Origin of the sequence: Sphingomonas sp. ATCC 31555 (assembly GCF_000282895.1) — a bacterium.
Taxonomy (GTDB): domain Bacteria; phylum Pseudomonadota; class Alphaproteobacteria; order Sphingomonadales; family Sphingomonadaceae; genus Sphingomonas.
In genome coordinates this window covers 77,248-104,129 of sequence record NZ_ALBQ01000027.1, presented here as the reverse complement: position 1 = coordinate 104,129, position 26,882 = coordinate 77,248, and the positions used below count along the sequence as shown (strand labels likewise).

18 protein-coding genes and 1 pseudogene are annotated in these 26,882 nt (G+C 67.2%); 6 read left to right on the top strand and 13 right to left on the bottom strand.

The features are described from left to right. Positions 1–19: 19 nt before the first annotated feature. From B215_RS0113130 to B215_RS0113120, 3 genes are read right to left on the bottom strand one after another with little or no spacing between them, the layout of a single operon-like run. Positions 20–1,537, bottom strand: a complete 1,518-nt coding sequence (locus tag B215_RS0113130) for a PepSY-associated TM helix domain-containing protein (RefSeq protein ID WP_019370105.1) — start codon at positions 1,535–1,537, stop codon at positions 20–22. Further along, entirely contained in the window at positions 1,534–2,112 is a 579-nt protein-coding gene (locus tag B215_RS0113125; protein WP_019370104.1) for a hypothetical protein, read from the bottom strand. The genes B215_RS0113130 and B215_RS0113125 overlap by 4 nt, the downstream gene beginning before the upstream one ends. Next, the gene (locus B215_RS0113120; protein WP_019370103.1) at positions 2,109–4,373 is read right to left on the bottom strand and encodes a TonB-dependent receptor; all 2,265 of its coding nucleotides are present in this window, start codon (positions 4,371–4,373) and stop codon (positions 2,109–2,111) included. The genes B215_RS0113125 and B215_RS0113120 overlap by 4 nt, the downstream gene beginning before the upstream one ends. A gap of 210 nt (positions 4,374–4,583) precedes the next feature. Between B215_RS0113120 and B215_RS0113115 the strand changes: the two genes are divergently transcribed. After that, positions 4,584–7,514, top strand: coding sequence for a sensor histidine kinase (locus B215_RS0113115; RefSeq protein ID WP_019370102.1), 2,931 nt, complete (start codon positions 4,584–4,586; stop codon positions 7,512–7,514). 5 nt (positions 7,515–7,519) lie between these two features. Here B215_RS0113115 and B215_RS0113110 read toward each other — a convergent pair whose 3' ends face one another. The 7 genes and pseudogenes from B215_RS0113110 to B215_RS0113080 all read right to left on the bottom strand — a co-directional run bounded on the left by B215_RS0113110 (position 7,520) and on the right by B215_RS0113080 (position 14,571). Then, positions 7,520–8,890, bottom strand: coding sequence for an alginate export family protein (locus B215_RS0113110; RefSeq protein WP_019370101.1), 1,371 nt, complete (start codon positions 8,888–8,890; stop codon positions 7,520–7,522). After that, positions 8,887–10,458, bottom strand: coding sequence for an MFS transporter (locus B215_RS0113105; protein WP_019370100.1), 1,572 nt, complete (start codon positions 10,456–10,458; stop codon positions 8,887–8,889). Before B215_RS0113105 ends, B215_RS0113110 begins: the two co-directional genes overlap by 4 nt. Further along, positions 10,455–10,862: a DoxX family protein gene (locus tag B215_RS0113100; RefSeq protein WP_019370099.1), complete on the bottom strand. Its 408-nt coding sequence runs from the start codon at positions 10,860–10,862 to the stop codon at positions 10,455–10,457. Before B215_RS0113100 ends, B215_RS0113105 begins: the two co-directional genes overlap by 4 nt. Before the next feature lie 2 nt (positions 10,863–10,864). Continuing rightward, positions 10,865–12,766 (bottom strand): amidohydrolase, encoded by a 1,902-nt coding sequence (locus B215_RS0113095; RefSeq protein ID WP_037513750.1) that lies wholly within the window; start codon positions 12,764–12,766, stop codon positions 10,865–10,867. A gap of 65 nt (positions 12,767–12,831) precedes the next feature. Then, a pseudogene (locus B215_RS20130) lies at positions 12,832–12,984 on the bottom strand (DUF1427 family protein); the annotation flags it as partial. Between the two features lie 21 nt (positions 12,985–13,005). Next, a complete protein-coding gene (locus B215_RS0113085; RefSeq protein ID WP_026009228.1) occupies positions 13,006–13,842 on the bottom strand; it encodes an alpha/beta fold hydrolase in 837 nt (278 codons plus the stop codon). 72 nt (positions 13,843–13,914) lie between these two features. Then, positions 13,915–14,571: an isochorismatase family protein gene (locus tag B215_RS0113080; RefSeq protein ID WP_019370095.1), complete on the bottom strand. Its 657-nt coding sequence runs from the start codon at positions 14,569–14,571 to the stop codon at positions 13,915–13,917. A gap of 175 nt (positions 14,572–14,746) precedes the next feature. On the opposite strand from B215_RS0113080, the gene B215_RS0113075 reads away from it, so the two are divergent. The 5 genes from B215_RS0113075 to B215_RS0113055 all read left to right on the top strand — a co-directional run bounded on the left by B215_RS0113075 (position 14,747) and on the right by B215_RS0113055 (position 23,504). Next, positions 14,747–15,709, top strand: coding sequence for a sensor histidine kinase (locus tag B215_RS0113075; RefSeq protein WP_026009227.1), 963 nt, complete (start codon positions 14,747–14,749; stop codon positions 15,707–15,709). A 37-nt stretch (positions 15,710–15,746) separates the two neighbouring features. Then, positions 15,747–16,376: a response regulator gene (locus B215_RS0113070; RefSeq protein ID WP_019370094.1), complete on the top strand. Its 630-nt coding sequence runs from the start codon at positions 15,747–15,749 to the stop codon at positions 16,374–16,376. 360 nt (positions 16,377–16,736) lie between these two features. Then, a complete protein-coding gene (locus B215_RS0113065; RefSeq protein WP_237718463.1) occupies positions 16,737–19,628 on the top strand; it encodes a TonB-dependent receptor in 2,892 nt (963 codons plus the stop codon). A gap of 77 nt (positions 19,629–19,705) precedes the next feature. Continuing rightward, the gene (locus tag B215_RS0113060; protein WP_037513730.1) at positions 19,706–21,292 is read left to right on the top strand and encodes a rhamnogalacturonidase; all 1,587 of its coding nucleotides are present in this window, start codon (positions 19,706–19,708) and stop codon (positions 21,290–21,292) included. Positions 21,293–21,317: 25 nt separating this feature from the next. Beyond that, on the top strand, positions 21,318–23,504 hold the full coding sequence (locus B215_RS0113055; RefSeq protein ID WP_152997874.1) for a GH92 family glycosyl hydrolase: 2,187 nt from the start codon (positions 21,318–21,320) through the stop codon (positions 23,502–23,504). Between the two features lie 78 nt (positions 23,505–23,582). Here the strand turns inward: B215_RS0113055 and B215_RS0113050 are convergent, their stop codons facing one another. From B215_RS0113050 to B215_RS0113040, 3 genes are read right to left on the bottom strand one after another with little or no spacing between them, the layout of a single operon-like run. After that, positions 23,583–24,764, bottom strand: coding sequence for a Gfo/Idh/MocA family protein (locus tag B215_RS0113050; protein WP_019370090.1), 1,182 nt, complete (start codon positions 24,762–24,764; stop codon positions 23,583–23,585). A 25-nt stretch (positions 24,765–24,789) separates the two neighbouring features. Then, positions 24,790–26,052, bottom strand: a complete 1,263-nt coding sequence (locus tag B215_RS0113045) for a Gfo/Idh/MocA family protein (RefSeq protein ID WP_019370089.1) — start codon at positions 26,050–26,052, stop codon at positions 24,790–24,792. Next, positions 26,049–26,882 (bottom strand): FAD:protein FMN transferase, encoded by an 834-nt coding sequence (locus B215_RS0113040; protein ID WP_019370088.1) that lies wholly within the window; start codon positions 26,880–26,882, stop codon positions 26,049–26,051. The genes B215_RS0113045 and B215_RS0113040 overlap by 4 nt, the downstream gene beginning before the upstream one ends.

Genomic DNA, 26,882 nt, shown 5'->3' with positions numbered 1-26,882 from the left:
TGGTGCGCTGCGATCGGGATCATGCGGCCAGCGGCGCGCGCTTCGGGCGGGCGAAGCGGGCGCGCGCCGTTGCCACCAGGCCCAGGCCGATGACGGCTAGCGCCGCATCGACGATCAGGGCCATCCCGTCGCCGGTGCCGAGACGGAGCGGATGCGCTGCGGCGAGCCCGATCAGGAGCGCCCCCGTCGCCAGGCGACCGATTCGCGACAGCGTCGCGGGCGGCAGCAGTGCGGCGGCGCCGAGCGCGGCGAGGCTGGCGATGCTCCAAGTCCAGAGCAGCGGTGCGGCCGACCATTGGGCGACGCCGACAAGGGCGGTCGATGCCAGTGCGATCGGCTGGCCCCAGACGATGCCCGTCCAGATGCGCTCCCAGCCCGGCGCCGGGCGGCCCTTGTCGCGCCGGCGCGCCAGCCAGATGTTGACCCCGCCCACCGCGAGATAGGTGAGGCCGAGACCGAGCAGCGCATAGGCGACTTTGATGACGCCGCCGCCGAACCAGCCGAAATGCAGCAGGCCGAGCGAGCCGAGGATCTGCTGGCCGAGATTGCTCTGCGCGGCCTGCTTCTCGTAGTAGAGCTTGCCCGCGCGATCAAAGGCATAGCTGTCTTCATTAGCGAGACGCGTGGTTTCGCGCGCGACCTCGAACACGGCGGATGCGCCCTGTTCGGTCGGGTGCTCGACCACGAGATAGACGATGCGGCCGCCCGGCGCGCGTTCCGTCACCCGGGCGAACAGGGGCCGCAGGTCCAGCGGCGGGGCGGTGCGTGCGTTTTCGGGCGGATGGGGCGGGGTGAAGATCGCATAGACCTTGGCGGTATCGCCCTGAAACACGGCGAGGCCGATCACGCCGACGATGATCGAACTGAGCCCGAGTAGTGCCCCGGTCAGCGATACGGTGACATGAAATGGCAGGGCCCACACGCCAATGCGGTTGTGCAGATCGGCCTCCTGCAGCCGCCGCGAGCCGCCCAGCCGGAGGTGGAAGGCGTCGCGGAAGATGCGGGGATGCGCGAGCAGCCCGGAAATTAGTGAGGAAAGCAATGCGACGCCGGTCAGCCCGACGATGAAGATGCCCCAGCTCTTCGGAAGGTGCAGGTAAACGTGCAGCCCGACGAGGAACTCGGTCCAGCCGTCGCGCATCTGGCCGGTGATCCGGCCGCTATTGTCGGCGATCCAGGTGGTCTGCCGGCCGCCTTCGCCATCCACCCGCACCGTCGGCCAGGGCCGCGCGGCACTGGGCATCAGTATGAGGACATGCTCCACCGGCCCAGGCGTCCGCGCCAGCGCCCCGCGATAGGCGGCCTGCGCCGCGTCCGGCGACAGCGTCTCCATCCGTTCGGCGCCCGGATTTTCCCAGCGCTGGAATTCGTTGACGAACACCGCGATCGTGCCGGTAAGGCACACAAGGTAGAGCAGGCCGGCAAAGGCCAGGCCCAGCCCGCTATGCCCCTTCAGCACGGCGCGGACCAGATCGGGTGAGGGAAAGCCGGTGCCGTTCTTAGCCGTAGTGGTGGTCTTGGTCTTGGTCTTCGTCATGCGAGCCCCCGGAGCATGGCCAGGCCGAAGCCGAGAATGGCGGTTCCTACCAGCACGGCGGTGGCGCGCAGGATGCGGTTGTCGGCCAGCGTCCACGCCATCGCGCCGCCCCAGGCGAGCGGCACGAGCAGCCCGCCGATCAGCAGCCGCGTCTGTATCGCACCCGGCGCCCAGACGGCATAGCTGATGCCGACCGCCATCGCAGCGACCATGCCCACCGGCCCGGCGAGTGACCAACGCAAGGTGGTACGCCACAGGCTTGGCGCGCGCTCTGCCGGTTCGGGTGCCAGGCCTTCGCGCGGCGCGCGTCCAGCCTTTGCCGGTCGTATGGTATAGCCGCTTGCCACCACGCCAAGGGCGGCGACCCCGATCAGGGCAAGCGCAGCGAAAGGTCCGCGGGCGGCCCCCAGCAGCCAGGCAGGCCAGAGCAACGTGAATGCCAACAGGGAAAGCCCCACCCATCGCCACGGCGCCTTGCCCACTTTCCGGCGCCAGGCGTGGCGCAGCATCCATGCGCCCGTCGCCGCGCCGACGAGCATGGCGGCCGCCGCGCCGGGGAATGCGCCGCCGATCAAAACCCGGCTTCCAAGATCACGCCGACGGTGCGCGGCGCGCCGATGATGGCGAAGTTGGTGTTGCTGTTCACATACTGATCGTATTTTTCTTCGAGCAGGTTGTTGGCGAACAGTGAGAGGCTCCAATGTTCGGCGGCATAGCCGATCCGTGCGTTGACGAGCGTGCGATCGCCCACGCGCACCGACGATTGCGGCACCACAACGTCGGTGTAGACGGCGCTGCGATAGCTGGCGTTGAGATTGGCGTTGAAGCCCCCGCCGAACCGAAGATTCGCGCCGCCGGCCATCGTCCAGCGCGGGGCATAGGAAAATTCCATGCCGGACAGGTTGGTGATCGAGCCGACATTGGTGACAAATTCGTCGAACTTGGTGCGGGTATAGCCCAGGCTAGCATACCAGTCGAACGCGCCCGAGGGGCGGTGCGCCAGTTCCAGTTCGAAGCCGTAGAGGTGCGATTTGCCGGCGTTCACCGTATGCGTGTCATAGGTGCCGTTGCCGAAATTCGCGTTGGTCTGCTGCTGCTTCCAATCGATGTAGAAGGCGTTGGCATTGGCGGTGAGGCGTCCATTGAACCAGGCCGAGCGCAGCGAAAGTTCGTAGTTCCAGGTGAATTCCGGATCATAGGCGAAGAGCTGCGAACGCGCGGTGTTGAACGAGCTGCCGCCCGAGCGATAGCCGCGCTGGGCGACGAAAGCCGTCGAGAGGTCCGGGGTCCACGCCATCTCCACGCCACCCTTGGGCAGGAAGGCGTTGAACGTGCGCGTGCCCAGCGGCGCGGAGCCGTTGGCATCGTCCACCAGCCCGAGAACGGCGGCGTTGATGCCGGCGAAGGCGGGCGCAAGCGCGCCATAGGCAGCGGGATTGGGCAGGGTGCCGACGAACGTCGCCACTGCCTCGCCCGCGATCTTGTTGCGTTCGTGATCGTAGCGAAAGCCGCCGAGCAGCGACAGACGATCGGTCAGGCGGTAACGGGCATCCCCGAACACCGCGATCGTCTGCACCTTGGTCGGGAAATTCGATCGATAATCGACAGGAATAAAGGGCAGCGCCGCGGTGTAGAGCGATGCTACCCGTGCTGCCGCCTGCGCGCCGAGCGTGCCGGTGAGCAGATTGGCGATGGTGTTGCCCGGCGTTGGCACCAGCGTCACCTGTCGCGAGCGGCGATATTGGTCGCGGTCATAGTAGAAAAGACCGACCAGGCCGCTCAATCGATCGCCTTCATAGTTCAGTCGCAGCTCTTGCGTGACTGTCTTCGCGCCCCCGTCGATGTCGCTGTACGCGCGGCTCGCGGCCGAGGAATCGCCATCGAACTTGCGAGTGAAATCGGTGTCGGTCGAGGTCGTCAGCGCCGTCAGCGAGAGCCCGCCGCCCAGGGCATAGCGCAGGTCGAGCGTCGCCTGATCGTTATCGACGTTGCTGCTGTTCGGATAATCGGACGGATTGGTGCGGTTGTCGAAATAATCCGGCACCGAGCGATCGACATAGGTGAAGAGATAGCCGCCCTTCGTCCGGAAATAATGATAGCCGAGGCGCGCCTCGAAGCCCGCAAGCGCAGAGGGCGTCCACAACAGTTTGCCGCGGATCGAGGTGGAATCGACCGGAGCTTCCGGCACGTTTCGGGTGATGTTGCGGATAAAGCCGTCTGAGTCGCGCTTTTCCGCCGAGATGCGGAACGCCAGTTCGCCCGGCACGATCGGGCCGCCTCCGGCGACGGCGAACTGCCGCGTGTCGAAGGACGCCAGCAGCGCGCGGCCCTTGAGGCTCCAATCGAAGCTCGGATCCTGCGTGCGGATATGGACGGCGCCTGCTAGCGCATTAAGGCCCTGGATCGTCGATTGCGGCCCACGGAAGATTTCGACCTGCGCGACGTCCCACATGTCGGTCGGGCCGTTCGAGAGCACATCCTGCGGCAGTGGCGCACCATCGACGAACACGGTGGCGGTCGCGGCGTCGCCGCCGCCCGAGACGCCGCGCTGATCGATGCCGCGGATCGAAAAGCCCGAGGCGCCATAGGTCTCGGACGTGTTGGCGGTGCGGTTGAACACATCCTGGATGGTAAGGATGTTTTCGGCGCGCAACTTGGTCTCAGTCGTGACGCTCACCGACGCCGTGGTTTCCTGCAGCGTGCGCGATGCTTTCTCACCGGTGACAATGATCTCGCTCTGATCGCCTGAGGGCGGTGCCACATCTTGCGCCACGGCCGGCAGCGGCAGCGCGAAAGCAGTGAACAACGACGTCGTAAGCAGCCAGCGAAGCTTCATCTATTCCCCCCATGTGACGAGCGGCTCTTAATCATTAGAGCTATTGCGAGTCAATCGCATAACGATGGAGTATGGCGCTGGCTGGCGAGGTGACGCTCGATCGCACGGATAGTGCAAGCCTTGTCCGGCTCGTCTAACGTTGGGGGGATGGGCGGTGTCGGCAGAGAATTTGGGGGGCAGACAAAGCGGAGCGGGCAATCGCTTTGCCGATTGCTGTGTGTCGCCTGGTTCCTGCTGCTTTGGCCCGGCATCGCTGCCGCGGTGCTGCCAGATCAGGCGCTATCCGAACTCCGCCATGCCCATTGGACGTTAAGAGACGGTGCGCCGCCCAGTATTCGCGCCATCGTACAGAGCCGCGACGGGTTCTTATGGCTGGGCACGGCGACGGGCCTCTACCGGTTTGACGGCATCCGCTTCGAGCGGGTCGATCCCGAGGACGACGCCCGCCGCTCGCTGCAGGTAACAGCGCTGCTGGCGGCGAGGAATGGCGATATCTGGGTCGGCTATGACTTTGGCGGCATCGGCGTGGTGCGGGGCGGCAAGCTGCGCGGCGCGAATCCCTGGCGGCCCAGCGGCGGGGTCGACGCGATCGTCGAGGGGCGCGACGGATCGATCTGGGTCAGCAGCGACAGTCGCGGGATGTTGCTGCTGGCGCGGCTGAAAAACGGCAAATGGACGCGCATCGGAGCCGCCCAGGGCTATGCCGGTGGTCCGATGGGCCCGCTCCTCGCTGCTGCGGATGGAAGCATCTACATTGCCACGGAACCGCGCGTACAGCGATTGCGCCCGGGTGCGCGGCGCTTCGAGACGCTGCCGATGCGGGCGACCAGCGACGCGGCGCTTGCAGCGGATGCGCAGGGCGTGATCTGGATTGGCGACAAGGCGGGCCTGCGCCGGATCGACGGGCGAGGGGCGACCTTCCCGCTGGCGGGCGCGAACACGCCCTATGTCCGGCGGGGCATGCGGTTTGACCGACAGGGCCGGTTGTGGCTGACCGGGCAGGATGACGGGCTGGCCCGGATCGCTTTCGCCGATCGCCAGCCTTCGCGTATGGAACGGATGACGGCCGGGCAGGGCCTCACCTCGTCCCTCAGCGTTGCCGTTGCCGAGGATCGTGAGGGCAATATCTGGATCGGCACGGAATCGGGGTTGGACCGCTTCTCCGCCAGCAACATCGTGCGCGCCGCGCTGGAGGACGCACTGGTCACCGGCTTCGTCCCAACCAGCGACGGCAGTTCGCTGTTCATTGCCGGGCTGGCGGGCATATACCGAATCGATGCCGGTAGCAGCGCGCCGCGGCTGGTGTTCGCCCGCAAGTCGATCGGTGTACTTTGCGGCGACGAACGGCGGCTGTTGACCTTCAGCCTGACGGGCAACTTCCTACTCGACCTGCGCGCCGGAAGCGTGCGCCAAGTCACCGATATCGGAGAGCCGCTGTCGATCGTCTGCGCGCTGGACGGCCAAGGCACGTTCTGGAGCGGGATGGACCGGCTGTATCGGCTGGCGGGGAACCGGCTGGTGCCGGCCGATGGCGATGGCGGACTGAAAACCGGTACGATCAGCAAATTGCTGCCGCTCGCCGGCGGCCGGATGATCGTCGCCCGCGCGAGCCGCGGATTGCGCCTGTATGCGGGCGGCCGTGAGACCTTGCTTTGGCGGCGTGAGGCGCAGACGATCGGCAGCGTCACCAGCTTCGCGATGCTCGGCACGTCGGTACTGATCGGTGCCGAGGCGGGGCTGGGGCGATGGGACGGCCGCGGGCTGACGCAGCTTACCGCCCGATCCTATCCCTTCCTCACCGGCATCATGGGCATGCGGGCAACCGCCGATGGGCATGTCTGGCTGATCGGGCATGACGGCATTTTGCGGGTATCGCGCGCGGCGTTGGAGGCGGCGCTGCTTCGGCCCGGCGCGCACCTGCCGATCACGCGGTTCGGCTATTATCAGGATTACCGTGCCCGCTCGAACCTGAACGTGATGATCGGCAACGACATCGCCGAGGATGGCACCGGCCGGCTCTGGTTTGCGACCAACAAGGGGTTGGCCTATATCGATGCGGTGGGCATCGCGCAGAACCGACTGGCGCCGCCCGTGGCGATCACCGGGCTTACGGCCGGTGGCCGCCGCCGCGAACCGGGGGCGGCGCTGGTCGAACTACCCGCCGGCACCGATCGGCTCGAGATCGACTACACCGCGCTCAGCCTTACCGATCCGCAGGCGAACCGCTTCCGCTACCGGCTGGAAGGTACCGAAAACGCGTGGACCGAGGCGCAAGATCGTCGCCAGGCGCTGTACACCAATCTCGCCCCGGGTACCTATCGGTTCCGGGTGATCGCCGCGAACAACGATGGCGTATGGAACGAACGCGGCGCCTTGCTGGCATTCCGCATCGCGCCGCGCTTCTACCAGACCTGGTGGTTCGCAGCGCTGTGTGCGGCTGCCGGCGCGTTGCTGCTGGTTCTGCTCTATCGCCGGCGGCTGGCGGTGGTCGCCGCACGGGCGCGGGCGGGGGTGTGCGCCCAGTTGGACGAGCGCGAGCGGATTGCCCGCGAACTGCACGACACGCTGCTCCAGGGCTTTCAGGGGCTGATGCTGCACTTCCAGACGGCAGCCGAGCAATTGCCGCCGGGCACGCGATCGCGCGAGACACTGGAAGCCGTGCTCGATCGTGCGGAGGACGTGCTGGTCGAAGGGCGAGACCGCGTACAGGCATTGCGGGAGGCCGCGGAGCCGATCTTCCTTTCCGCACGGCTGCAGGCGGTGATCGAGCCCGTCGTGGGCGGGCTGCTGCGGTGGTCGGTCGAGGAACAGGGTTCCGTCCGCGCGGTCTGCTCGCCGGCGGCGGACGAACTGGCGTTGATCACGCAGGAGGCGGCGTCGAACGCGGTGCGCCATGCGCAGGCAACCCAGCTACTTGTCGTGATACGATATGGGCGGCGGCGGCTGGTCTTAACCGTACGCGACGACGGTCGCGGCATCGCCGCAGAGACGCTGAATGCCGGGGGGCGCAGCGGTCATTTCGGGCTGCGTGGCATGCGCGAACGGGCCGAAGCATTGGGCGGTACCCTGTCGATCCGCGTGGACGGAGCGCGCGGCACGACGATTGAAGTCACCGTGCCCGCCCGCGCGGTTTACCCATGATAGGTCTAGAAGCGCAGCAGGCTTTCCGCGCCGAACATCCGGATCGGCCGGGCGGGTCCGGTTTCCCGAAGGAACGCACCGGGAGTGAACAGCGAGGCTGAAACCGAGAGCGATACGATCGTGCTGGCCTGCCAAGCCAGCGATATCTCGACCTGCTCGCCGATGTGACGCATATCGCTGCCGCCTGCGTCGCGGAGAAGCTGCCCCGGCAGCTGATAGATCCCGTCGGCGCGGCGCGCGCGCCAATAGGTGAGTGCTGCGAGTTCGGCGGTGATGCCGTCACCGAAATCGACATCGACACTGGGATGCAGGTTGACGATGTTGCGCGGACCGATCGGGGACAACTCGCCGAAATACTTGCCTTTGGGAAACAGCGCGTTGAACGTGCCCAGCCGGTTATCGCCCGCGTCCCGGTCGCCGCTTGCAACATTGGCACGCAGCCGCGCCCGGGGGGTTAGCGGCAGGGCGGGGAAGCGCAGGCTGGTTTCGGTGGCGAGCGACCAGGCGTTGATCGGCATATCGCCGAAGCGGCCGCGTTGGAACATCGCTTCCCAGTTCCACCCGAGAGCCCCCTGCCGGCCGAACAGGCGCAGGCCAAGGGTGTCCCGCCGCTCGATCGCCATCCGGCCGCCGAAGCGTGCGGCATCGTCGCGATAGGCCAGCCAGTAGAGATCTGCCCCCGCACGTTCCGCGAGCGGGAGGGTGGCATAGACTCCGTCGAGCCGCCGTGTACGCGATCGCCGGTCATCGAAATTGCCGGGCCCGATTGCCACGGGGCGAAGGTGCAGCAGCTCGAGCGTCGCACCGCCTTGCCGCAGGGTCAGCCTCATGCCGTCGAAGGGCTGAGGGACGTTCGGGCCATAGCGCAGGCCGACCAGCCGTTCCGATCCCAGCGCGATCAACTCGCGCCCGCCGCGGAAGGTGACGGACGTTCTTTCGCCGAGGGGCAACTGCACGTCAGCAAAGCTCTGTAGGAGGTCCATGCCGGTTTGGTCCGCCGGCCCGGCACCCGCGGCGACACCGCGGGCATAGCCCGCAATCCCCTGGACGAAGGTGCGCACGGGCCCGACGTGCAGATCGGCAAGCGGCATCAGCCGCAGCCAGAGATATCCGTCATCGGGAGAGGGTGGCTGGCCCCAGTTATTGTTCTCGAACCCTTCATAGCGGATGCGTGCTTCGGCACCGATCGTAAGATAGGCGGTGCCGTCCCGGTCCAGGGGACGATCTTTCAGCCGTACCCACCAGCGGGCGTCCCGATCAGGCGTGCCGCGTGCTTGGGACCAGTCCTCGTCATAGCGCAGGTTGGTCTGGGCCACCTGCGCCGCCGCGATGCCGGGCGCGAGCACCAGCGCCACGACGAGGCAAAGGCGGATCATGGTGCGACCAGATGGCGCACCAGCGGGGGCGCGGCATCCGCCTGGAACGTCCGCAAGGCATCCTGATGCACGCGATCGGCATTTGTGATGCGATCGTGCTGGCGCAGATGTTCCAGCCAGCTTTCGACGGTGAAGGTTTCCAGTATTTGGTTGGGGGAGGCGACGTCTTGGTAGATGCCCCAGGCGATGGCCCCGTCGCGGCGGCGAATCCGGCGCATGCCCTGCATCGCCGCGAGGAATTCGTCGACGCGCGCGGGATCGATGCGATACTCGATCGTCACCAGCACAGGTCCGCGATCCTGCTCCACCGCGCCCTCGACGATCGGCGCCGGCCAGTGCATCGCGGGGGCGAGATCGAGCCTAGCCAGGTTCGCCAGCGGCCGCAGCCAACCAAGCAGCAACGTCGCCGCGAGCAGCGCCAGCGCAGCGGCCAGCAGCGTGGCCTGCACCCCGATCTGGCCCGCAATCGCCCCCCAGGCGGTCGACCCCGTCGTCATCGAGCCTTGAAAGACGAGCAGGTAGACGGCGAGCGCACGCGCCTTCACCCAGGCCGGCGAGCCGGACTGCGCGCCGCCGTTCAGCGCGGCCATCATCGCGATCCACGCGAAGCCCCCGGCGGTCAGCGCAGCAGCCGCGCCCACGAAGCCACGCGACAGCGACAGCCCGACCATCGCGCCCGCGAGCAGCAGCGATGCAGCGACGGTGGTGCGGTTGGCGCCGATCCGGCTGCGCAGCCGCGGCAACAGCACCGCACCGGCGATCGCGCCCAGCCCCAGGAACGTCAGCAGGCCGCCATAGCCCGCCGGACCCAGGCCCAGATCGCGCCGGGCGATGATCGGCAGCAGCGCCCAGAGCGCGCTGGCAAACACGAAGAAGCCGATCGAGCGGACAAGCACGGTCTGCAGCTCCGGCGACCGAAGCGCGTAGCGGACGCCCGCGCGCATCGCGCCGAGGAAATGTTCCGCCGGCAGGTGGCGGGCGGCCGTCGTCCGGTGCCAGCGAGCGAGGACTGTGATCACGCCGAGAACCGAGACGGCGTTGAGCGCGAACACTGCCCCGGTGCCCGCGGCCGCGATGATCACGCCGCCGAGGGCCGGCCCGATCGCCCGGGCGATGTTCACCCCCAGGCTGTTGAGCGCCACGGCCTGTTGCAGGGCAGGGGCCGGGACGAGTTCAGGCACGATCGCCTGGAAGGTGGGAGCCGACAGCGCGGCGCCCACCGCAATCGCGCCTGTCATCGCGAGCAGCAGCGGCGCAGTGGTGATGCCCGCCAACGTCGCTGCCGCCAGCAGGGCCGTTCCCGCCAGCCCGAAGAACTGTGCGCCGATCAGAAGCATGCGCCGGTCGACGATGTCGGCGAGCGCGCCCGCAGGCAGCGCCAGCGCGAACATCGGCAGCGTGGTGGCCGCCTGCACCAGCGCGATCATCAGCGGATCGGAGGAAAGCGATGTCATCAGCCAGCCGGCGCCGACATCGTGCATCCAGGTGCCGATGTTCGAGACGATGGTGGCGATCCAAAGCGCGCGGAACACCGGGCTGGCGAGCGGGCGCTCGGCGGAGGCGCTCATTGCCCGCGCGCCCGCACGATCGCCGCGAACATCAGGCCGCCGATCAGGCCGACATGCTCCAGGAACGTGTTGCGCGCATGGAGGCGGGCGACCGGATCGACGCTCTCCCAGAACGGATGGGCGAGGATCGTCGCCAGCGCGGTGAAGACGCCGAGCATGCCGGCCCCGAGCCATGCCAGCCGGCCGAGGATCAGCAGCAGCGATCCGACAAGCTGGACGAGGATGGTCAGCGTTACGATCGCGGCGGCCGGCTGCAGGTGGAAATACTCGGCCTCTTGAAGCGCCCCGGCTGGATCCAGCATCTTCGCGATCCCACTGGTCCAATAGGGTAGGGTAAGCAACGCCGTGGCGGCAACGGCGAACCCGCGAGTGGCGAGCAGGGCGTGGATGCGCAGTCCGATCATCGTCAGACAGCCCAGCAGCCACAGCCGAACGCGCCCCAGAAGCTCTGGACGTCGGCAGCGGGCGCGACGGCACCGAGGGCGGCGGCGTGATCATGGCCATGCACCGCGCATGCCGTGGCGCATCCGCAGGCCGAGGCCAGCTTGCGCGCCGCATCGGGCGCGCGATGATAGCCGCCGAACGTTGCGACCGGAGACCAATCGGGCATCGGTTTCGGCAGTGCGGGCGCGAGGGGGGCGAAGTCCCCCTCACCATGCACCACCTTGCCGCCCAGCACGGTCAGTACCGCGCGAAGATGGACGATCTCGCGTTCGGGCACCGCGAAATAGTCGTCGGAGAGCAGCGCCAGGTCGGCAAGCTGGCCGGCCTTGATCTGCCCCTTCTTGCCCACCTCATTGGAGAACCAGGTGTTGCGTTCGGTCCAAAGCCGCAGCGCGGTCTCGCGATCGAGGCGGTTTCGCGCCGGATAGAGCGGCGTCCCGCCGAGGGTGCGGCCGGTGACGAGCCAGGACAGCGACACCCAGGGATTGTAGCTCGCCACGCGCGTCGCATCGGTGCCGGCGCCGACGGCGAGCCCCGCATCGAGCATTCGCCGGATCGGCGGCGTCGCCTCCGCGGCCTTGGCGCCATAACGTTCGACGAAATACTCGCCCTGGAATGCCATGCGGTGCTGGACCGCGATGCCGCCGCCCAATGCGGCGATGCGATCGATGTTGCGTTCGCTGATCGTCTCGGCATGGTCGAAAAACCAGTTGAGCCCGGCGAGCGGCACGTCGCGATTGACCTTTTCGAACACGTCGAGCGCGCGGCCGATCGTCTGATCGTATGTCGCGTGCAGCCGCCATGGCCAGCGGCGCTCGGCCAGCAGCCGGATCACGGGTTCGAGGTCGCCTTCCATATTGGGAGGCATGTCGGGGCGCTCGACGCGGAAATCCTCGAAGTCGGCGGCCGAATAGACCAGCATTTCGCCGGCGCCGTTGTGCCGATAGGTGTCGTCGCCGTCGCCCGGCCGGACTTTCGTCGACCAGTTGGCAAAGTCCTGCAGCTCTTCCTTTGGGCGTTGCGTGAAGAGGCTGTAGGCGATCCGCAGCGTGAGCTCGCCATCGGCATGCAGCCGCTCGATGATTGCATAGTCGTCGGGATAGTTCTGATAGCCGCCACCTGCATCGATCACGCTGGTGACGCCAAGTCCGTTCAGCTCGCGCATGAAATGGCGCGTCGAATTGCGCTGATATTCCTCCGGCAGCTTCGGCCCCTTGGCGAGCGTGGCATAGAGGATGGTCGCGTTCGGCTGGGCCAGCAGCAGGCCGGTAGGGTTGCCCGCGGCATCGCGCACGATTTCCCCGCCCGGCGGGTTCGGCGTATCCCTGGTATAGCCGACCGCCCGCAGCGCGGCGGCGTTAAGCAGCGCGCGATCGTACAGGTGAAGGATGAACACCGGCGTGTCAGGCGCGGCGGCGTTGATTTCGTCGAGCGTCGGCAGGCGTTTTTCGGCGAACTGGTGTTCGGTGAAGCCGCCGACGACGCGCACCCATTGCGGGGGCGGCGTGTTGCGGGCCTGGCGCTGGAGCATCGCCATGGCATCGGAAAGGCTCGGCACGCCTTCCCAGCGCAATTCCATATTGTAGTTCAGCCCGCCGCGAATGACGTGGATGTGGCTGTCGATCAGGCCCGGGATCATTCGCCGGCCCTTGCAGTCGACTACCACCGCATCGGGATGGGCGGCGGCGCGCACCTCGGCTTCGTGGCCGACGGCGAGAAAGCGGCCGTCCCGGATCGCCACGGCATCGGCGACGGGGTTCGCCCGATCGAGCGTGGTCACCCTGGCGTTGACGAGCAGGAAGTCGGCTTGGGGCATGGCGAAGCTTTCGCTGGCGGCGGCGAGTGCGGCGGCAGCGCCGCCCATCGCCTGCCGCCGGGTGAGGCCAGTCACGGTCGGCGCTCCTGCGCGGCGATCCCGGGGGCGGTCAGCCGCTTGGCGAGCGGCAGGATCTGTTCGCCGGCGAGGATGCCAGCCAGGCCGATCAGCGCGACGATCGGCGGGGCGGGAGAACGGACGCCGATCAGGCTGTAGATGAAGCCGATCAACAGGCCCGCGCTGAGCGATAGAAGATAGGCCTTCATGACGCCGTTCCCCCTTCGTCGTCAGCCGCGGATGAAGGCGAGCAGATCCGCGTTCAGCACATCCGCATTCACCGTCAGCATGCCGTGCGAGAAGCCGGGATAGATTTTGGACGTGGCGTTCGGCAGCAACTCCGCCTGCAGCACGACCGCGTTCTTGTAGGGCACCACCTGATCGTCGTCGCCCTGCATCACCAGCGTCGGCACGGAGATCGCCTTGAGATCTTCGGTCTGGTCGGTTTCGGAGAAGGCCTTGATGCCTTCGTAATGGGCGAGCGCGCTGCCCATCATGCCCTGGCGCCACCAATTGTCGATCACGCCCTGCTTCACTTCAGCGCCGTCGCGGTTGAAGCCGTAAAAGGGGCCGGCGGCGACATCGCGGAAGAACTGGGCGCGATCGGTTGCGACGCCGGTGCGGAACCCGTCGAAGACCTCGAGCGGCAGGCCGTTCGGATAGCGATCGGTCTTCAGCATGATCGGCGGCACGGCGGCGACCAGCACCGCCTTGGCAACGCGGCCCTGCGGAATGCCATGCTGCGCGACATAGCGTGCGACTTCGCCGCCGCCCGTCGAGTGACCGATATGGACCGCGTTGCGCAGATCGAGATGCGCGGCCACGGCGGCGGCGTCGGCTGCATAATGGTCCATGTCATGGCCATGATCCACCTGGGCGGAGCGGCCATGGCCGCGACGGTCGTGCGCGACGACGCGGAAGCCCTGCGCCAGGAAGAACAGCATCTGCGCGTCCCAGTCGTCCGACGACAGCGGCCAGCCATGGTGGAACATGATTGGCTGGGCGTCCTTCGGTCCCCAGTCCTTGAAGAAGATCTCGGTGCCGTCCTGTGTGGTGATCGTGCTCATGGGGTATTCCTTCGCTTGAACATGATGGTTGGGCGGCCGGCGCGACGTGCGCCTGCCCATGCGCGCATAGGATCAGTGGCCACCTTCCGATGCGCCGAACATCGTCTTTGCATAGGTGACGCCCAGGCCGTAGGCGCCGCCCCATTTTTTGGCGACGCCTGTAGTCATATCGTAGGTGGCGGAACGCGCCCAATCGCGCTGCAGTTCGAGCAGATACTGTAGCGAGGTCATCGGATGCGCGCCGGCGTTCACCATCCGCTCGACCGCGCGTTCATGGGCTTCCGTCGAGATGTCGCCGCACGCATCGGTGATGACATAGGTCTCGAACCCCTGATCGACGGCCGACAGCACCGGGCCGACGATGCAGACCGAGGTCCAGAGGCCGGCGAAGACGATGCGCGCCTTGCCGATGCGGTTCACCTCGGCGATCACGGCGGCATCCTCCCAGGTGTTCATCGATGTGCGATCGAGCAGCGTCTGGCCCGGGAAGGGCGCGGTGATCTCGTCGAACATCGGGCCGGAGAAGCTCTTTTCGGCAACGGTGGTAAGGATCGTCGGCACGCCGAACCCGGCGGCGGCGTTGGCGACGAGGGCCGCATTGTTGCGCAGCAGCTCGGCAGCGATCGACTTGGTGGCGAACGCCATCTGCGACTGGAAATCGATCAGCAAGAGCATGTGATCGGTGGGATCGAGCAGCAGCTTGCCGGGAGTTGGGGTGGCGGTGGGCATGTGGGTGGTTCCTCGCGTCGATCGGTGTCCCCTGTTGATTACGCCGAACGGTCCGGTGCTCGCACACGAGCAAGGGGGGCTTGCGGCCCCCCCATTCGGGGTAGTGCGGTGCCGGCGGGCTGCGCTAGGCTGGCGGCCGATGCGCTTGCAGCTTCTTGGATCGCCCCGAACGGCAATGCTTGCGCTGGTGCTGCTGTCGACCGCGCCGCTGCGGGCAAGCGGCAGCGACGGGTGGGGCGTCGGGCCGGCTGCGCTCGGGCCCATCCTGGCGATCGGATATGGCGCGCAAGGTCGTCCGCACGCCGCATCCGGCTACATCCTACCTCGCGACGCGGCTGCCAGGCCTAACGGCGCACCTCAGCGGATCGGCACGGCGCCGGGCGTGCAGGGCTGGCCCTTCCCCCTGTTCGGCGGTGCGGCACTGGTGCTGGTGCTGTGGGCCGTCCATCGTGCCCGGCTGCGGTTCGTTGCCCGGCGGATCCGCAGCCGGTTGCTCGATCGGCTGCGCGAACGCGAGCGAGTTGCGCGCGATATTCATGACAGCCTGCTCCAGGCGATCCAGGCGCTGATGCTGCGCTTCCAGCTGGTCGCCGACAGCTTGCCGCCCGGGCATCCGGCGCGCCGCGATCTCGATACCGCGATGGACGAAGTCGATGCGGTGGTGGCGCAGGGCCGCGATCGCCTGGATGAGCTGCGCCGTTTCGGCGGTTTCGAGGATCCTGCGGCGGCGCTGCGGGCGATCGCCGATCGGCAGCTGGGCGGCAGCGGCGTGGTTCCCGTCTTCCGCTCGCGCGGCAGGCCGCGGCCGCTGGACCCCCTCGCTTGGGAGGCGCTGGCGAGCATCGCTGCGGAGTGGATGCTCGACATCGCGCGCCACGGCCATGCCGCCGCGATGGAGGTGGAAATCGCCTACCGCGCGCACGGCCTGGCGCTGCGGATCGGCGACGACGGGATGGGCTTTCTCCTCCCGCCCGTGCGCGACGGCGGCGCGGGGCATCCCGGCGTTGCGAAGATCCATGCGCGTGCCGGACGGATCGGCGGCAGCGTCCGGCTTTCACCCCGTCGCGGGGGCGGTACCCTCATCGTCGTGACAGTGGCTGCGCCGATGGTGTATCGATCCCTCCACGACACGCGCTGACAGGGAGTCGGCGCGGTCGCTGCAGCGCCGGTGGTAAATGGAATCGACCAGCAACCAGATCCGCGTGCTCGTCGTCGACGATCATCCGATGATGCGGGACGGCATCCGCGCATCGATCGAGCGGCACGACGATCTGGTCGTGGCGGGCGAGGCGGGCGACGGGCAGGAAGCGGTGGCCTGTTATCGCGCGCTTCGGCCGGATGTGACGCTGATGGACCTGCAGCTGCCCGGCATGGGCGGGATCGACGCGCTGGAGGCGATCCGCGCCGAGCGGCCCGACGCCGTTATCCTGATCCTGACGACCTATCCGGGTGACGCCCAGGCGCATCGCGCGCTGCAGGCGGGCGCGGCGGGCTATCTGCTCAAATCCTGCCTGCGCAAGGAGCTGATCGACACGATCCGCGCCGTGCATGCGAAGCGCCGGGTGATCTCGCCCGACGTCGCGCAGCAGCTCGCGCTGCACGCCCCGCAGGAGCGGCTGAGCGAGCGCGAAGTGCATGTGCTGCGGCTGGTGGCCGACGGCCAGTCGAACAAGCAGGTGGCCTGGGCGCTGCAACTCTCGGTCGAGACAGTGAAGTCGCACCTCAAGACGATTTTCGACAAGCTCGGCGTCGATGATCGCACCCATGCGGTGACGACGGCGGTGCGGCGGGGTTACCTCGGCTGAGACGTCGCCGAATCGTATATGGGTTTACATCGTGTCCATCCCCGCAGGGAAATGGTGCGGATTCCGGCAGCGGCGCGCAGCAAGTCCTTTGACACCCGGCACCTCTCACGGGCCTTCGTCTGATAAATCGGAACAGTGACAGAGCGTTACGGGCCCTTGTGTGCGCGTTTGTGCGAACGTTTGACAAAATAATTCATTTTGGATTAATTGGCCGGACCAACAGGTCCAGCCACTGTCATCGGCCGTAAGTGCTCGAGGCAGGCGCAGGGTGTCATGTCGCCTGAGGAGAGGGGTTTTATGTCCATCGTCGATCGAGTTCCGCGCCGTTCCCTGGCCGCCGTCCTTCTTGCCGCAACCGCGTTGAGCGCATTGCCGGCACAGGCGCAGGAAGCCCCGGCCACGCCGGCGGGCGACAGCGCCGCGCAGGACCGGCCCGCCGAAGACGCCGCTGTACAGAGCGAAATCGTCGTCACCGGCTTCCGCCAAAGCTATTCCGACGCCATCCGCACCAAGCGCAACGAAGTGGCCATCACCGACGGCATTTCTTCGGACGGCCTGGGGCGGTTCCCCGATCTGAACGTGGGCGAGGCGCTCCAGCGGGTACCCGGCGTGCAGATCAACCGCGAGGCCGAAGGCCGCAACGCCACGATCAACCTGCGTGGCCTGCCCGGCGAATATGCCCGCATGACGCTGAACGGCGTCGCGTTCGCCGAACCGATCCTGAGCGAAGCCGCTCCGCTCGGCGCGTTCAATGCCGACATCTTCAGCGCGATCGTGATCGACAAGTCACCGATGGCCAATGCGCAATCGGGCGGCCTTTCGGGCAATGTGGACCTGCAGATCGCCACCGCCCTCAACCGCAAGGAAGGCGGCTTCCTGAAGGCGGCGATGGAGTATAACCAGCTGGGCGAGACCTTCGCGCCGGGTGCGACGATTGGCTACAACCACCTCTTCTCCGATCGCTTCGCCGTGTTCGGCGTGCTGGCGTACAAGCACGAGAATTTCCGCCGCGATTCGGTGCAGTTCAACAGCTATTCGAACTTCTCGGCGGCGCAGGCACAGGCCAATGCCAGCGTGCTCGGCAGCTATTATGCGCGGTCTGCGGCATGCCCCTCGTGCACCGGCACCACCACGACCAAGGGCGTGCTCTACGAGTCATCGATGCGCCAATATTCCCGCCTGAACGAAGGCGATCTCTACACCGGCGCGGCCGGCGCGGAATGGAAGCCGAACGACGAAACCCGCCTGAGCGTGACCGGCTTCTACACCGATCGCCAGCTGCCGGAGACCAACCAGTACATCCTGATCGTCGGCGAGAACGACGCAAGTGGCCTGACCGCAAAGAGCAGCCCGGTCGCGCTCAGCGACGGGCGCTATGTCGTAACCGACATCGATTTCACCAACCCGGATTCGCGCATGTCCACGCGCCGGCTGGGGATCCGCCAGCGCAGCTGGGGCATCGACGGCAAGGGCGAATGGAGCAACGACGCCTGGCGCGTGACGACGGTGCTCACTGCCTCCAAGGCCGACAACAAGTCCGAAGAGACGTCGATCGACTTCGATCGCATCCAGACCACGGCGGGCAACGGCGCCACCGGCACGCTGCGCACCGGCGCGGGCGACATGTCCAAATTCTATTATGCGCTATCGCCGACGCCGCTGGTGACGAGCGCAGTGCCGACCTGGTATTGGGGCGGCGTTACCGATCCCACCCAATATTACAACACGCCGACGACGGTGGGCCGCACGAACCGCCTGCAGTTCACCGGGACGCAGAGCTATGCGACCAACGAGCTGTTCGCCGGCCAGGCCGATGTCGAGAGGACCTTCGAAGACAGCGTGCTCAGCGGCATCCAGGTGGGCGCCCGCTTCGAGCGCAATCGCTTCATCTCGCGCGGCTATCGAACCTCTGCCTATGGCCTCCAGGTCCAGAACATCACCGGCAGCCTGGTCACCACCGCGCCCGTGGTGGACGATTTCTTCGGCGGAAAGCTGGGCACCTATACCACCAACTGGCAGGCGACCCGGTTCGACGATGCGATCGCGGCGCTCACGCCGGTGACGGTCTATCCGGGCGGCGAGCTCTCGCCGTCGGGCTATAATATCCGCTACAACGACAACAATTATGCGCTGTACAACTTCACCAACCAGACCGACGTCGCGTCGATCTATGGCCAGTTGAAATATGAGTTCCAACTCGGCGGCATCCGCATCCGCGGGAACGGCGGCATGCGCTACGAACATGCCCGCAACACCATCGACGCGCTCGACCGGATCAAGCTGACCGGCACGATCGGTTCGCCCAGCGACTTCACGACGAACACCTACAAGCAGACCTATGGCAAGTGGCTGCCGTCGTTCATCCTGGTCGCAGACCTGACCGACAAGCTGATGCTGCGCGGCGCCGCCTATCGCACCTATGTCCGCCCGCAGCCGCGCCAGTTCACGCCGGCGACAGTGGTCGGTAATCCGGACAACGGCGTCTATTCGGTAACGCTGGGTAACCCGAACCTGAAGCCGTACGACTCCACCTCATTCGACGTCTCGGTCGAATGGTATAACCGGCCGAACGGCATCATCTCCCTCGCCGCGTTCCAAAAGCGGATCACCGGCCTGATCGCGCAGATCAGCGATCCGACCAAGCTGTGCCCTGCCGATGGCAGCGCGCTTGGCCTGGGCACACTCCGGATCAACGGGGATCGCTGCGAAAGCAGCCTGATCTACACGGGCGGCGCCGTGCCGACGCCGTATCTCGTTTCGGCAAGCGGCTTCGTGAACCAGACCAACCCGGTGACGGTGCGCGGCGTGGAGTTCAACCTGCAGCAGTCGCTCGACTTCCTGCCGGGCCTGCTCCGCCACCTGGGCGGCGGCTTCAACTATGCTTTCACCGATATCAGCGGCAAGACCTCGAGCGGAGCGGCGGCGACGCTGCCCGGCGTTTCGAAGCACAACGCCAATGTGATCGGCTATTACGAGACCAAGGATTACGGCCTGCGACTGGTGTACAATGTGCGCAGCAAATATGATCTGGCCTCGGCCGGCACCTTCACCGGCGCCGCGCGCCAGGTGAAGGCGCGTGGGCAGATGGACCTTTCCGCGTCGTACAATGTCAACGAGCAGTTCTCGCTGTCGTTCGACGCGTACAACCTCACCAACGCGATCCGCATCGAATATGAGAACGATCCCCGCCTGATCCGCCGCGCGGACTATGACGGGCGCACCTTCACGCTGACGGCGCGCGCGACCTTCTGAGGTCGCGTTCCCGGAAGCCCTCCCACCTTGGCGGCGCTTGTGTATCAAAGCGCCGCCAACTTTTCCTGGAGGCGGGAATGACACAATGCGGGGTGAGCCGGCGGAGCGTGCTGGCAGGTGGCGCGGTACTCGCCGCGCTCGGCCTGCCGCATCGGCTCGCCGCGCGGGTGGCTGCGGGCGGGGCGGTGGTCGACGTCCGCGCCTTCGGAGCGAAGGGCGACGGCAAGGCGCTCGATTCCCCCGCGATCAACCGGGCGATCGACCATGCCGCGGCGCGCGGCGGCGGCACCGTCTGGCTGCCGGCGGGCACCTATCGTTCCTACAGCATCCGGCTGAAAAGCCATATCGCCCTGCACCTCGATGCCGGCGCGGTGCTGCTCGCGGCGGACACGCCGATCGAGGGGATGGCCAGCGGCGGCTATGACAGCGCGCCCGATCTGCCGCCCGCTTATGCCGCCTATCAGGATCACGGCCACGGCCATTGGCGCAACGCGCTGATCTGGGGCGAGGGCCTGGAAGACATCGCAATCGAAGGGCACGGCCTGATCTGGGGCAAGGGCCTGGGGCGTGGCCATGACTATGATGTCGGTCGCCCGATCTCCGGCAGGCCGGGCGTGGGCGACAAGACCATTGCGCTGAAGCTGTGCCGCAACATCAGCCTACGCGACTTTCGCGTGCTGGAGGGCGGCTGGCTCGCGCTGCTCGCCACCGGCTGCGACAATATGGTGATCGACAATCTACTGATCGACACCAATCGCGACGGGCTCGACATCGATTGTTGCCGCAATGTGAGCGTCACCCGCTGCACGATCAATGCGCCCTGGGACGATGCGATCTGCCCCAAATCTTCCTTCGCGCTCGGCTATCCCCGCTGGACCGAAAATCTGACGATCAGCGACTGCACGGTGAGCGGCAGCTATGCGATCGGATCGGTGCTCGACGGCAGCTTCCGCCCGTTCCCGCCCGCGCCGAAGAGCACGCACGGCCGGATCAAGCTGGGCACGGAAAGCAATGGCGGCTTCCGCAACGTGACGATCAGCAACTGCGTGTTCGATACCTGCCGCGGCCTGGCGCTGGAGACGGTGGACGGCGCGCGGCTGGAAGATGTGACCGTCACCAATCTCAACATGCGCGACCTCACCACCGCGCCGATCTTCCTGCGGCTGGGCCGGCGGATGCGCGGACCAGCCGATGCCAAGCCGGGAACGCTGAAGCGGGTGCTGATCGACAATGTCGTCGTATCGGGCGCCGCGCCGATGCCCTCGATCCTCGCCGGGATCGACGGATATCCGGTGGAGGACGTGCGGATCAGCAACATGTTCGTCGAGCAGGTTGGCGGGCAGGGCGCCGCCATGGCCGCGATCGATCCGCCGGAAAATGCGGCCGGCTATCCCGAGCCCAACATGTTCGGCGACCTGCCGGCAAACGGCTTCTTCATACGCCATGCCCGCAATATCGCGCTGTCGCATGTCGAGGTGCGGACGCGCGCGGTCGATGCGCGGCCGGCCTTTTGGCTGCGCGACGTGGACGGGTTCGACGCGGGCGATGTCCGGGTGCCGCAGGGCACGGCCTTCCAGCTCGATGCCGTCACCCGCTTCCGGCTATGGGGAAGCAGGGATCTGGCCGACCGCCGGATCGACGGACCCATCAAGACGAGCTGGTAAGTATATGCGTAGAGGGGAGAAGATGATGCGCCGTGCAACCACCCGCCCGTTGGGCCTGGCGGCGCTGCTGCTGGCCGGTGCGATGGCGCTGCCCGCCGCCGCGCAGAGCGATCTTGCCCGCTATGTCGATCCGCGCATCGGCACCGGCAACGACAATCAGGGCGATACCGTGCCCGGCCCGGCGCGGCCCGCCGGATCGATCCACCCCAGCCCCGAGACGCTGACCGGCAGCAACGCCGGCTATGACAAGGATGCGCCGATCAGCGGCTTTGGCCAGCTGCACACCCAAGGATCGGGCGGGCGGACGACCTATGGCACCTTCCTCGTCTCGCCCCAGACCGGCGAGCCGCTGTTCGACGAGGCGCAGCACCTTTCCCCCAAGGCGGACGAGGTGCTGGCGGCGGATGCCTATGCCGTCACGCTCACCCGCTACGGCATCCGCGCCGAAGTGACGCCGGCGCCCGATGCCGCGCTCTATCGCTTCACCTATCCGGCGGGGAAGCCGGCGACCTTGGTGTTCGATATCACCCGCAAGATCCGCGGCGAGCTGGCGAGCGCCGGTGCGGACGTGACGCTCGATCCCGCCCAGGGCCGGATCACCGGGCGGGTGCGGGCGCGCAGCTACTGGAACCCGGCCGAAGTCGATATCTGGTTCGTCGCCCAGCTGGATCGCACGCCGACGCGCTGGGGCGTGCGCGTGGGCAAGGAGGATCGCGCCGGCGCCACCAGCGCCACCGCGCCCGCCGATACCCAGCTCGCCGGCTGGTGGCAGTTCGATGCCGGGCCCGACAAGCCGGTACTGATGAAGCTGGCGGTTTCCTTCACCAGCGCCGAACGCGCCGCCGAGCTGCTGGCCGAGGATATTCCGGGCTGGGATTTCGAAGGCGTGAAGGCGGGCGCCCGCGCCGACTGGAACCGCGAGCTTGCCCGCGCGACGATCGACGGCGTGGGCGATGCCGACAAGCGCCGCTTCTACACCGCGCTCTATCACAGCGCGATCCAGCCGCGCGACCGCAGCCGCGACCAGCCCGCCGCCGACCGCGCGACGCCGCACTGGGACGATTATTACACGCTGTGGGACACCTATCACACCGGCTTCCCGCTGATGTCGCTGCTGCGGCCCAGCGTGTACCGCGACAATGTCGCCTCGATCGTGCGGACGTTCGAGCGCTATGGCGCCGCCCACACCGCCTTCATCGCCGGGCGCAACTATCATGTCGGCCAGGGCGGCGACGAGGTGGACAATGTGCTGGGCGAGGCGCTGATCCGCGGCGTGCCGGGGATCGACTGGCGCAAGGCCGCCCCGGTCGCGCTGCACAACGCCTTTGAGGAGCGGCGGCCCCGCTACCTGATCGACGGCTGGTTCGCGGTGGGCGATCGCAGCCCGGAGCCGGACAACCAGCGGGCGAAATCGGGTTCCTCCACCCCCGCCTTCGCGCTCAACGATTTCTACGCGGGTACGCTCGCCCAGGCGATCGGCCGTAAGGACGACGCGAAGACGCTGCTCGCGCGATCGGGCAACTGGCGCAAGGTGTGGAACCCCGATGCGGTGAGCGACGGCTATGCGGGCTTCATCCTGCCGCGCTATGCCGATGGCCGCTTCCAGCCGATCGATCCCAAGCTGGGCTGGGATGGCAAGACCTATGACAATGTCGGCTTTTACGAGGGCACTGCCTGGGTCTATTCCTATACCATGCTGCACGACGTGCCGGGCATGGTGGCCGCGATGGGCGGACGCGAGCGTTTCGTCGAGCGGCTGCGCCACGCGCTCGATACCAACCTGATCGACATTACCAACGAACCGAGCTTCGCGACGCCCTGGCTGTTCAGCGATGTCGGGCGGCCGGATCTCGCCAGCTACTGGGCCAACCGCATCTTCCAGCGCTTCACGCCCGACGCCTATCCGGGCGACGAGGACAATGGCGCGATGAGCTCGCACTATGTGTTCAATCGGCTGGGGCTGTTTCCCAAGCTGACCACCGATCTCTACTATCTCCATGCGCCGCACCAGCCGCGCGGCGCGATCACGATGGAGGATGGCCGCCGCTTCGTCATCACGGCGCGCAACTGGAAGCCGGGGCGGATCTACGTCGCCTCGGCAACGTTGAACGGCAAGCCGCTGACCACGCCGTTCCTGCGGCAGGCGGAGATCACCGCCGGCGGGGAACTGGCGCTGACGCTATCGGACAAGCCGACACGCTGGGGGCGGTGAGGGGGCGCCGCAGGGTCTTTCCGCCCTCCTGTCGTCTGCCCGGCAGGAGCGGGCGCCCGGCGCCTCCCTTGGCCCGTATCAGCCGCCCTGTACCGGCGGCCGCTGCGCGCCGGATAGCGTCCGCGCCTTGTCCTGGGCGGTCAACACCAGTTCGGCCGCGAGCAGCGCCTGGGCCTGGTTCTGCGCAACTTCGGTGCGCTCTACCACGTCGGTGACGAACTGCGGGCCGAAGGGCAGCGGTACGTTGCTGCAATCGAGATAGCGGGTGCCCTGCCGATCGGCGAGGAACAAGTGGTTGCCGCCGGGGCGACCCTCGATGTCGACATATTTGCGCAGCTCGATATAGCCCTCGGTGCCGAGGATGAAGACGCGTCCGTCGCCCCAGCTCGGCAGGCCGTCGGGCGTGTACCAGTCAACGCGGACATAGCCGGTGCCGCCATTGCCGGTGAGCATCATGTCGCCGAAATCCTGGAACTTCGGCTGAGCCGGCGTCGCGAAGTTACCGACCTGCGACGCGATCACCTGTGCCTCGGTCGATCCGGTGTAGAACAGGAACTGATCGGCCTGGTGGCTGCCGATATCGGTGAGGATGCCGCCGTAATTCGCCACGTCCCAGAACCATTGGGGCCGCGACGGCGCGCTGATGCGGTGCGGGGCGATATTGATCGTCTGCACCACACGCCCGATCGCGCCACCATGCACCAGCTCGCCCGCCTTCACCGCAGCACGCACCTCGAGCCGTTCCGAATACATGATCGCGAACTTGCGCTTGGTTGCCGCGATCGTGCGGCGCACCTCCGCGAGCTGGGCTAGGCTGGTGATGCCGGGCTTGTCCGCCAGGAAGTCCTTGTCTGCGCGCATCACGCGGATGCCGAGCGGCGCGCGAAGATTGGGAATGGCGGCGCTGGCGACGACCTGCACGCTGTCATCATCCAGAATCTCGGCCTCGCTGCGGGCCACTTTCACCTCGCCATAGCGTGCGCGGAACGGCACCAGCTGCTTCGGATCGCTTGCATGCACCGCCACCAGCGTGCCGCCGCCGCGGATCAGTGCGTCCGTCATTGCATAGATATGCGCGTGATCGAGCCCGATCACGGCGAAGCGAATGCGGTTCCTGGCGCTGGGATCGGGCGCGGTGGGAGCGGCTTGGGCCGATACGCCATTGCCCTGCGCGGTCGACTGTGCCCGCGCCGCGCCGGCGATTCCGGCGCCGATCAGTCCGGCACCCGCGAGCAGCAGACGGCGATCGATCATGTCCATGCAAATGCTCCTTCAGGCGAAAGGGTCAGAAAGTGAGAAGGTCGGCCGGCCAGGCGAGCGGGCGGCCTTCGTCGATCGCCTGTTCGCCGAGCAGCGAGGCCACGCTGGCATAATAGGCCTGGGCGAGCAGGCCCGGCACTTCCTTGCCGGTGCGCACGGCTTCGCCAAAGCCTTCGAACTGCAGCATCGTCTCGTCATACTCGCCCCAGCCAAGCGAATCCCCCGGCGTGACGACGGGCAGTTCCGGGAACCAGGTCGCGCCGCCGATCGGCACGGCGCGCTTGCGGCCCGCCTGCACATCCGAGCGCATACGGGCCAGTGCCGGCACCTGCGCTGGCGGGACTTCCCTGTAGATCCGGCCGAGTTCGGGCTCGATCGTGCCCGTGCTCCCCTGGATCTGCTCTTCACAGCCATAGCGGGCGTTGTTGAGCATCGAGGTATAGATCAGCTTCCGTCCGTCCGCATAGTCGTAGATCAGCGCCACCTGATCGTAGACGTCGCGACCATCCTTCCAGAAGCAGATGCTGCCCGATCCCATTACTCGTGTGGGCAGCGCGCCCAGGAACCAGTTGGCAACCTGAAGCTGGTGCGTCGCCAGTTCGGTCATCAGCCCGGCGGATCGATCGCGGTACAGGCGCCAGTTGATCTCGCGGTCCTGCCCGCCCGGCGGGAGCTTGCGGCGCCAGCTGCGGTTGCGGTGCCAGCTCGCGCGGATCTGCGTGATCGCGCCGATCTCCCCCGCCTGGGCGCGCTTCAGGGCGTTGAGATAAGTCGGGTTGAACAGGCGCTGATGGCCGATCTGCAGCACCTTGCCGCGCTGGCGGGCGCGGGCGACCATCGCGGTGCAATCGGCGATGCTGCGCGCCATCGCCTTTTCGCAGAACACCGGGTAGCCGGCGTCGAGCGCATCGAGCGTGTGGCGGGCGTGGAGATCGAGCGGGGTGGCGACCACCACCGCATCGATGCCCTTGGCATCCAGCATGGCGCGGTGGTCGCTGAAAACCGGTGTATTCGCTGGCACATAGGCCCGTGCCTTCGCGATATTCGGCGCGAAGGTGTCGCACAGGGCAGTCACCGCGCAGTTGCGGGTCTTGTTGATGTTCTGGATCAGCGTGCGGCCGCGATCACCGGTGCCGATCACGCCCATGCGGACGCGCGGGCCCATGGCGGGATCTTCGGCCGCAAGCGCGGCCCAGGGAGCGGCAGCGCTCATGCCAGCCCCGGCCGAAGCCAGCAGGACGTGATCGAGAAAGCTGCGGCGCGACAGGGCGAAATCGTCGTCGGTCATGCGGTGGGTTCCAATGGTCGCTCGGCACGCACGGGGGCGGCATGGGGGAAGCGGAAGCGTCGGTCGGGATCGGCGGCGCGGAGCCGGTCCGCCACGGATGGATTGGCCACGAGCAGCGCGGTGCTCATCGCCTCGGCCTCGGCGCCGGTTGCGGCAAGGGCGACGGCGGTGGCCGGCTCGGTGACGATCGTGCCGTCGACCGGGCGAACCATCGCCGCGCGGCCGGGCTTGGCGGCGCCGGCGCCGATCGTGGAGGAAATGGAGAGCGACGCATCGTGCATCTCCAGCTCCACCAACCAGGCATCCGCCTTTTCGGGGTGCGGGATGGCGAAAGGCCAGGCGCCGCCCAGCGGATGCTGGCCGATCACCGCGATCGAACTCTCGCCGGCGGAGAGCAAGGCGTGCGTGACTCCGGCCAGGCGCAGCGCGGCAACGGCGCGGTCGAGCGCGAAGCCTTTGCCGAAGCCGCCGAAATCCAGCGTGAGCGGCTGGGTGGCGGAAACCCGGCCGGCTGCGCGATCCAGCGCGATCGAAGACCATGCGCCGAGGCTCGGATCGAACAGTCCGCCACTCTGCTGCCATAGCGCGTCCACCTGCAACAGCGCGTCGAACAGCAGCGGCTCGTCGACCGCGGCGCTGTCGCCCGTCGCCAATGCCCGGTTGAGCGCGGTCGTCGGGGAGGGGCGGTGGATGGTCAAGGCATTCTCGACTGCGGCGATCGCGGCTTGCGCGGCCGAAAGCGCATCGGCCGCGCCGCCGCCGAACAGGTGCAGCTCGACGCGCGTACCCATGGCGGCGAACCGCGCGACGCTGGCCTCGCTCGCGCGCAC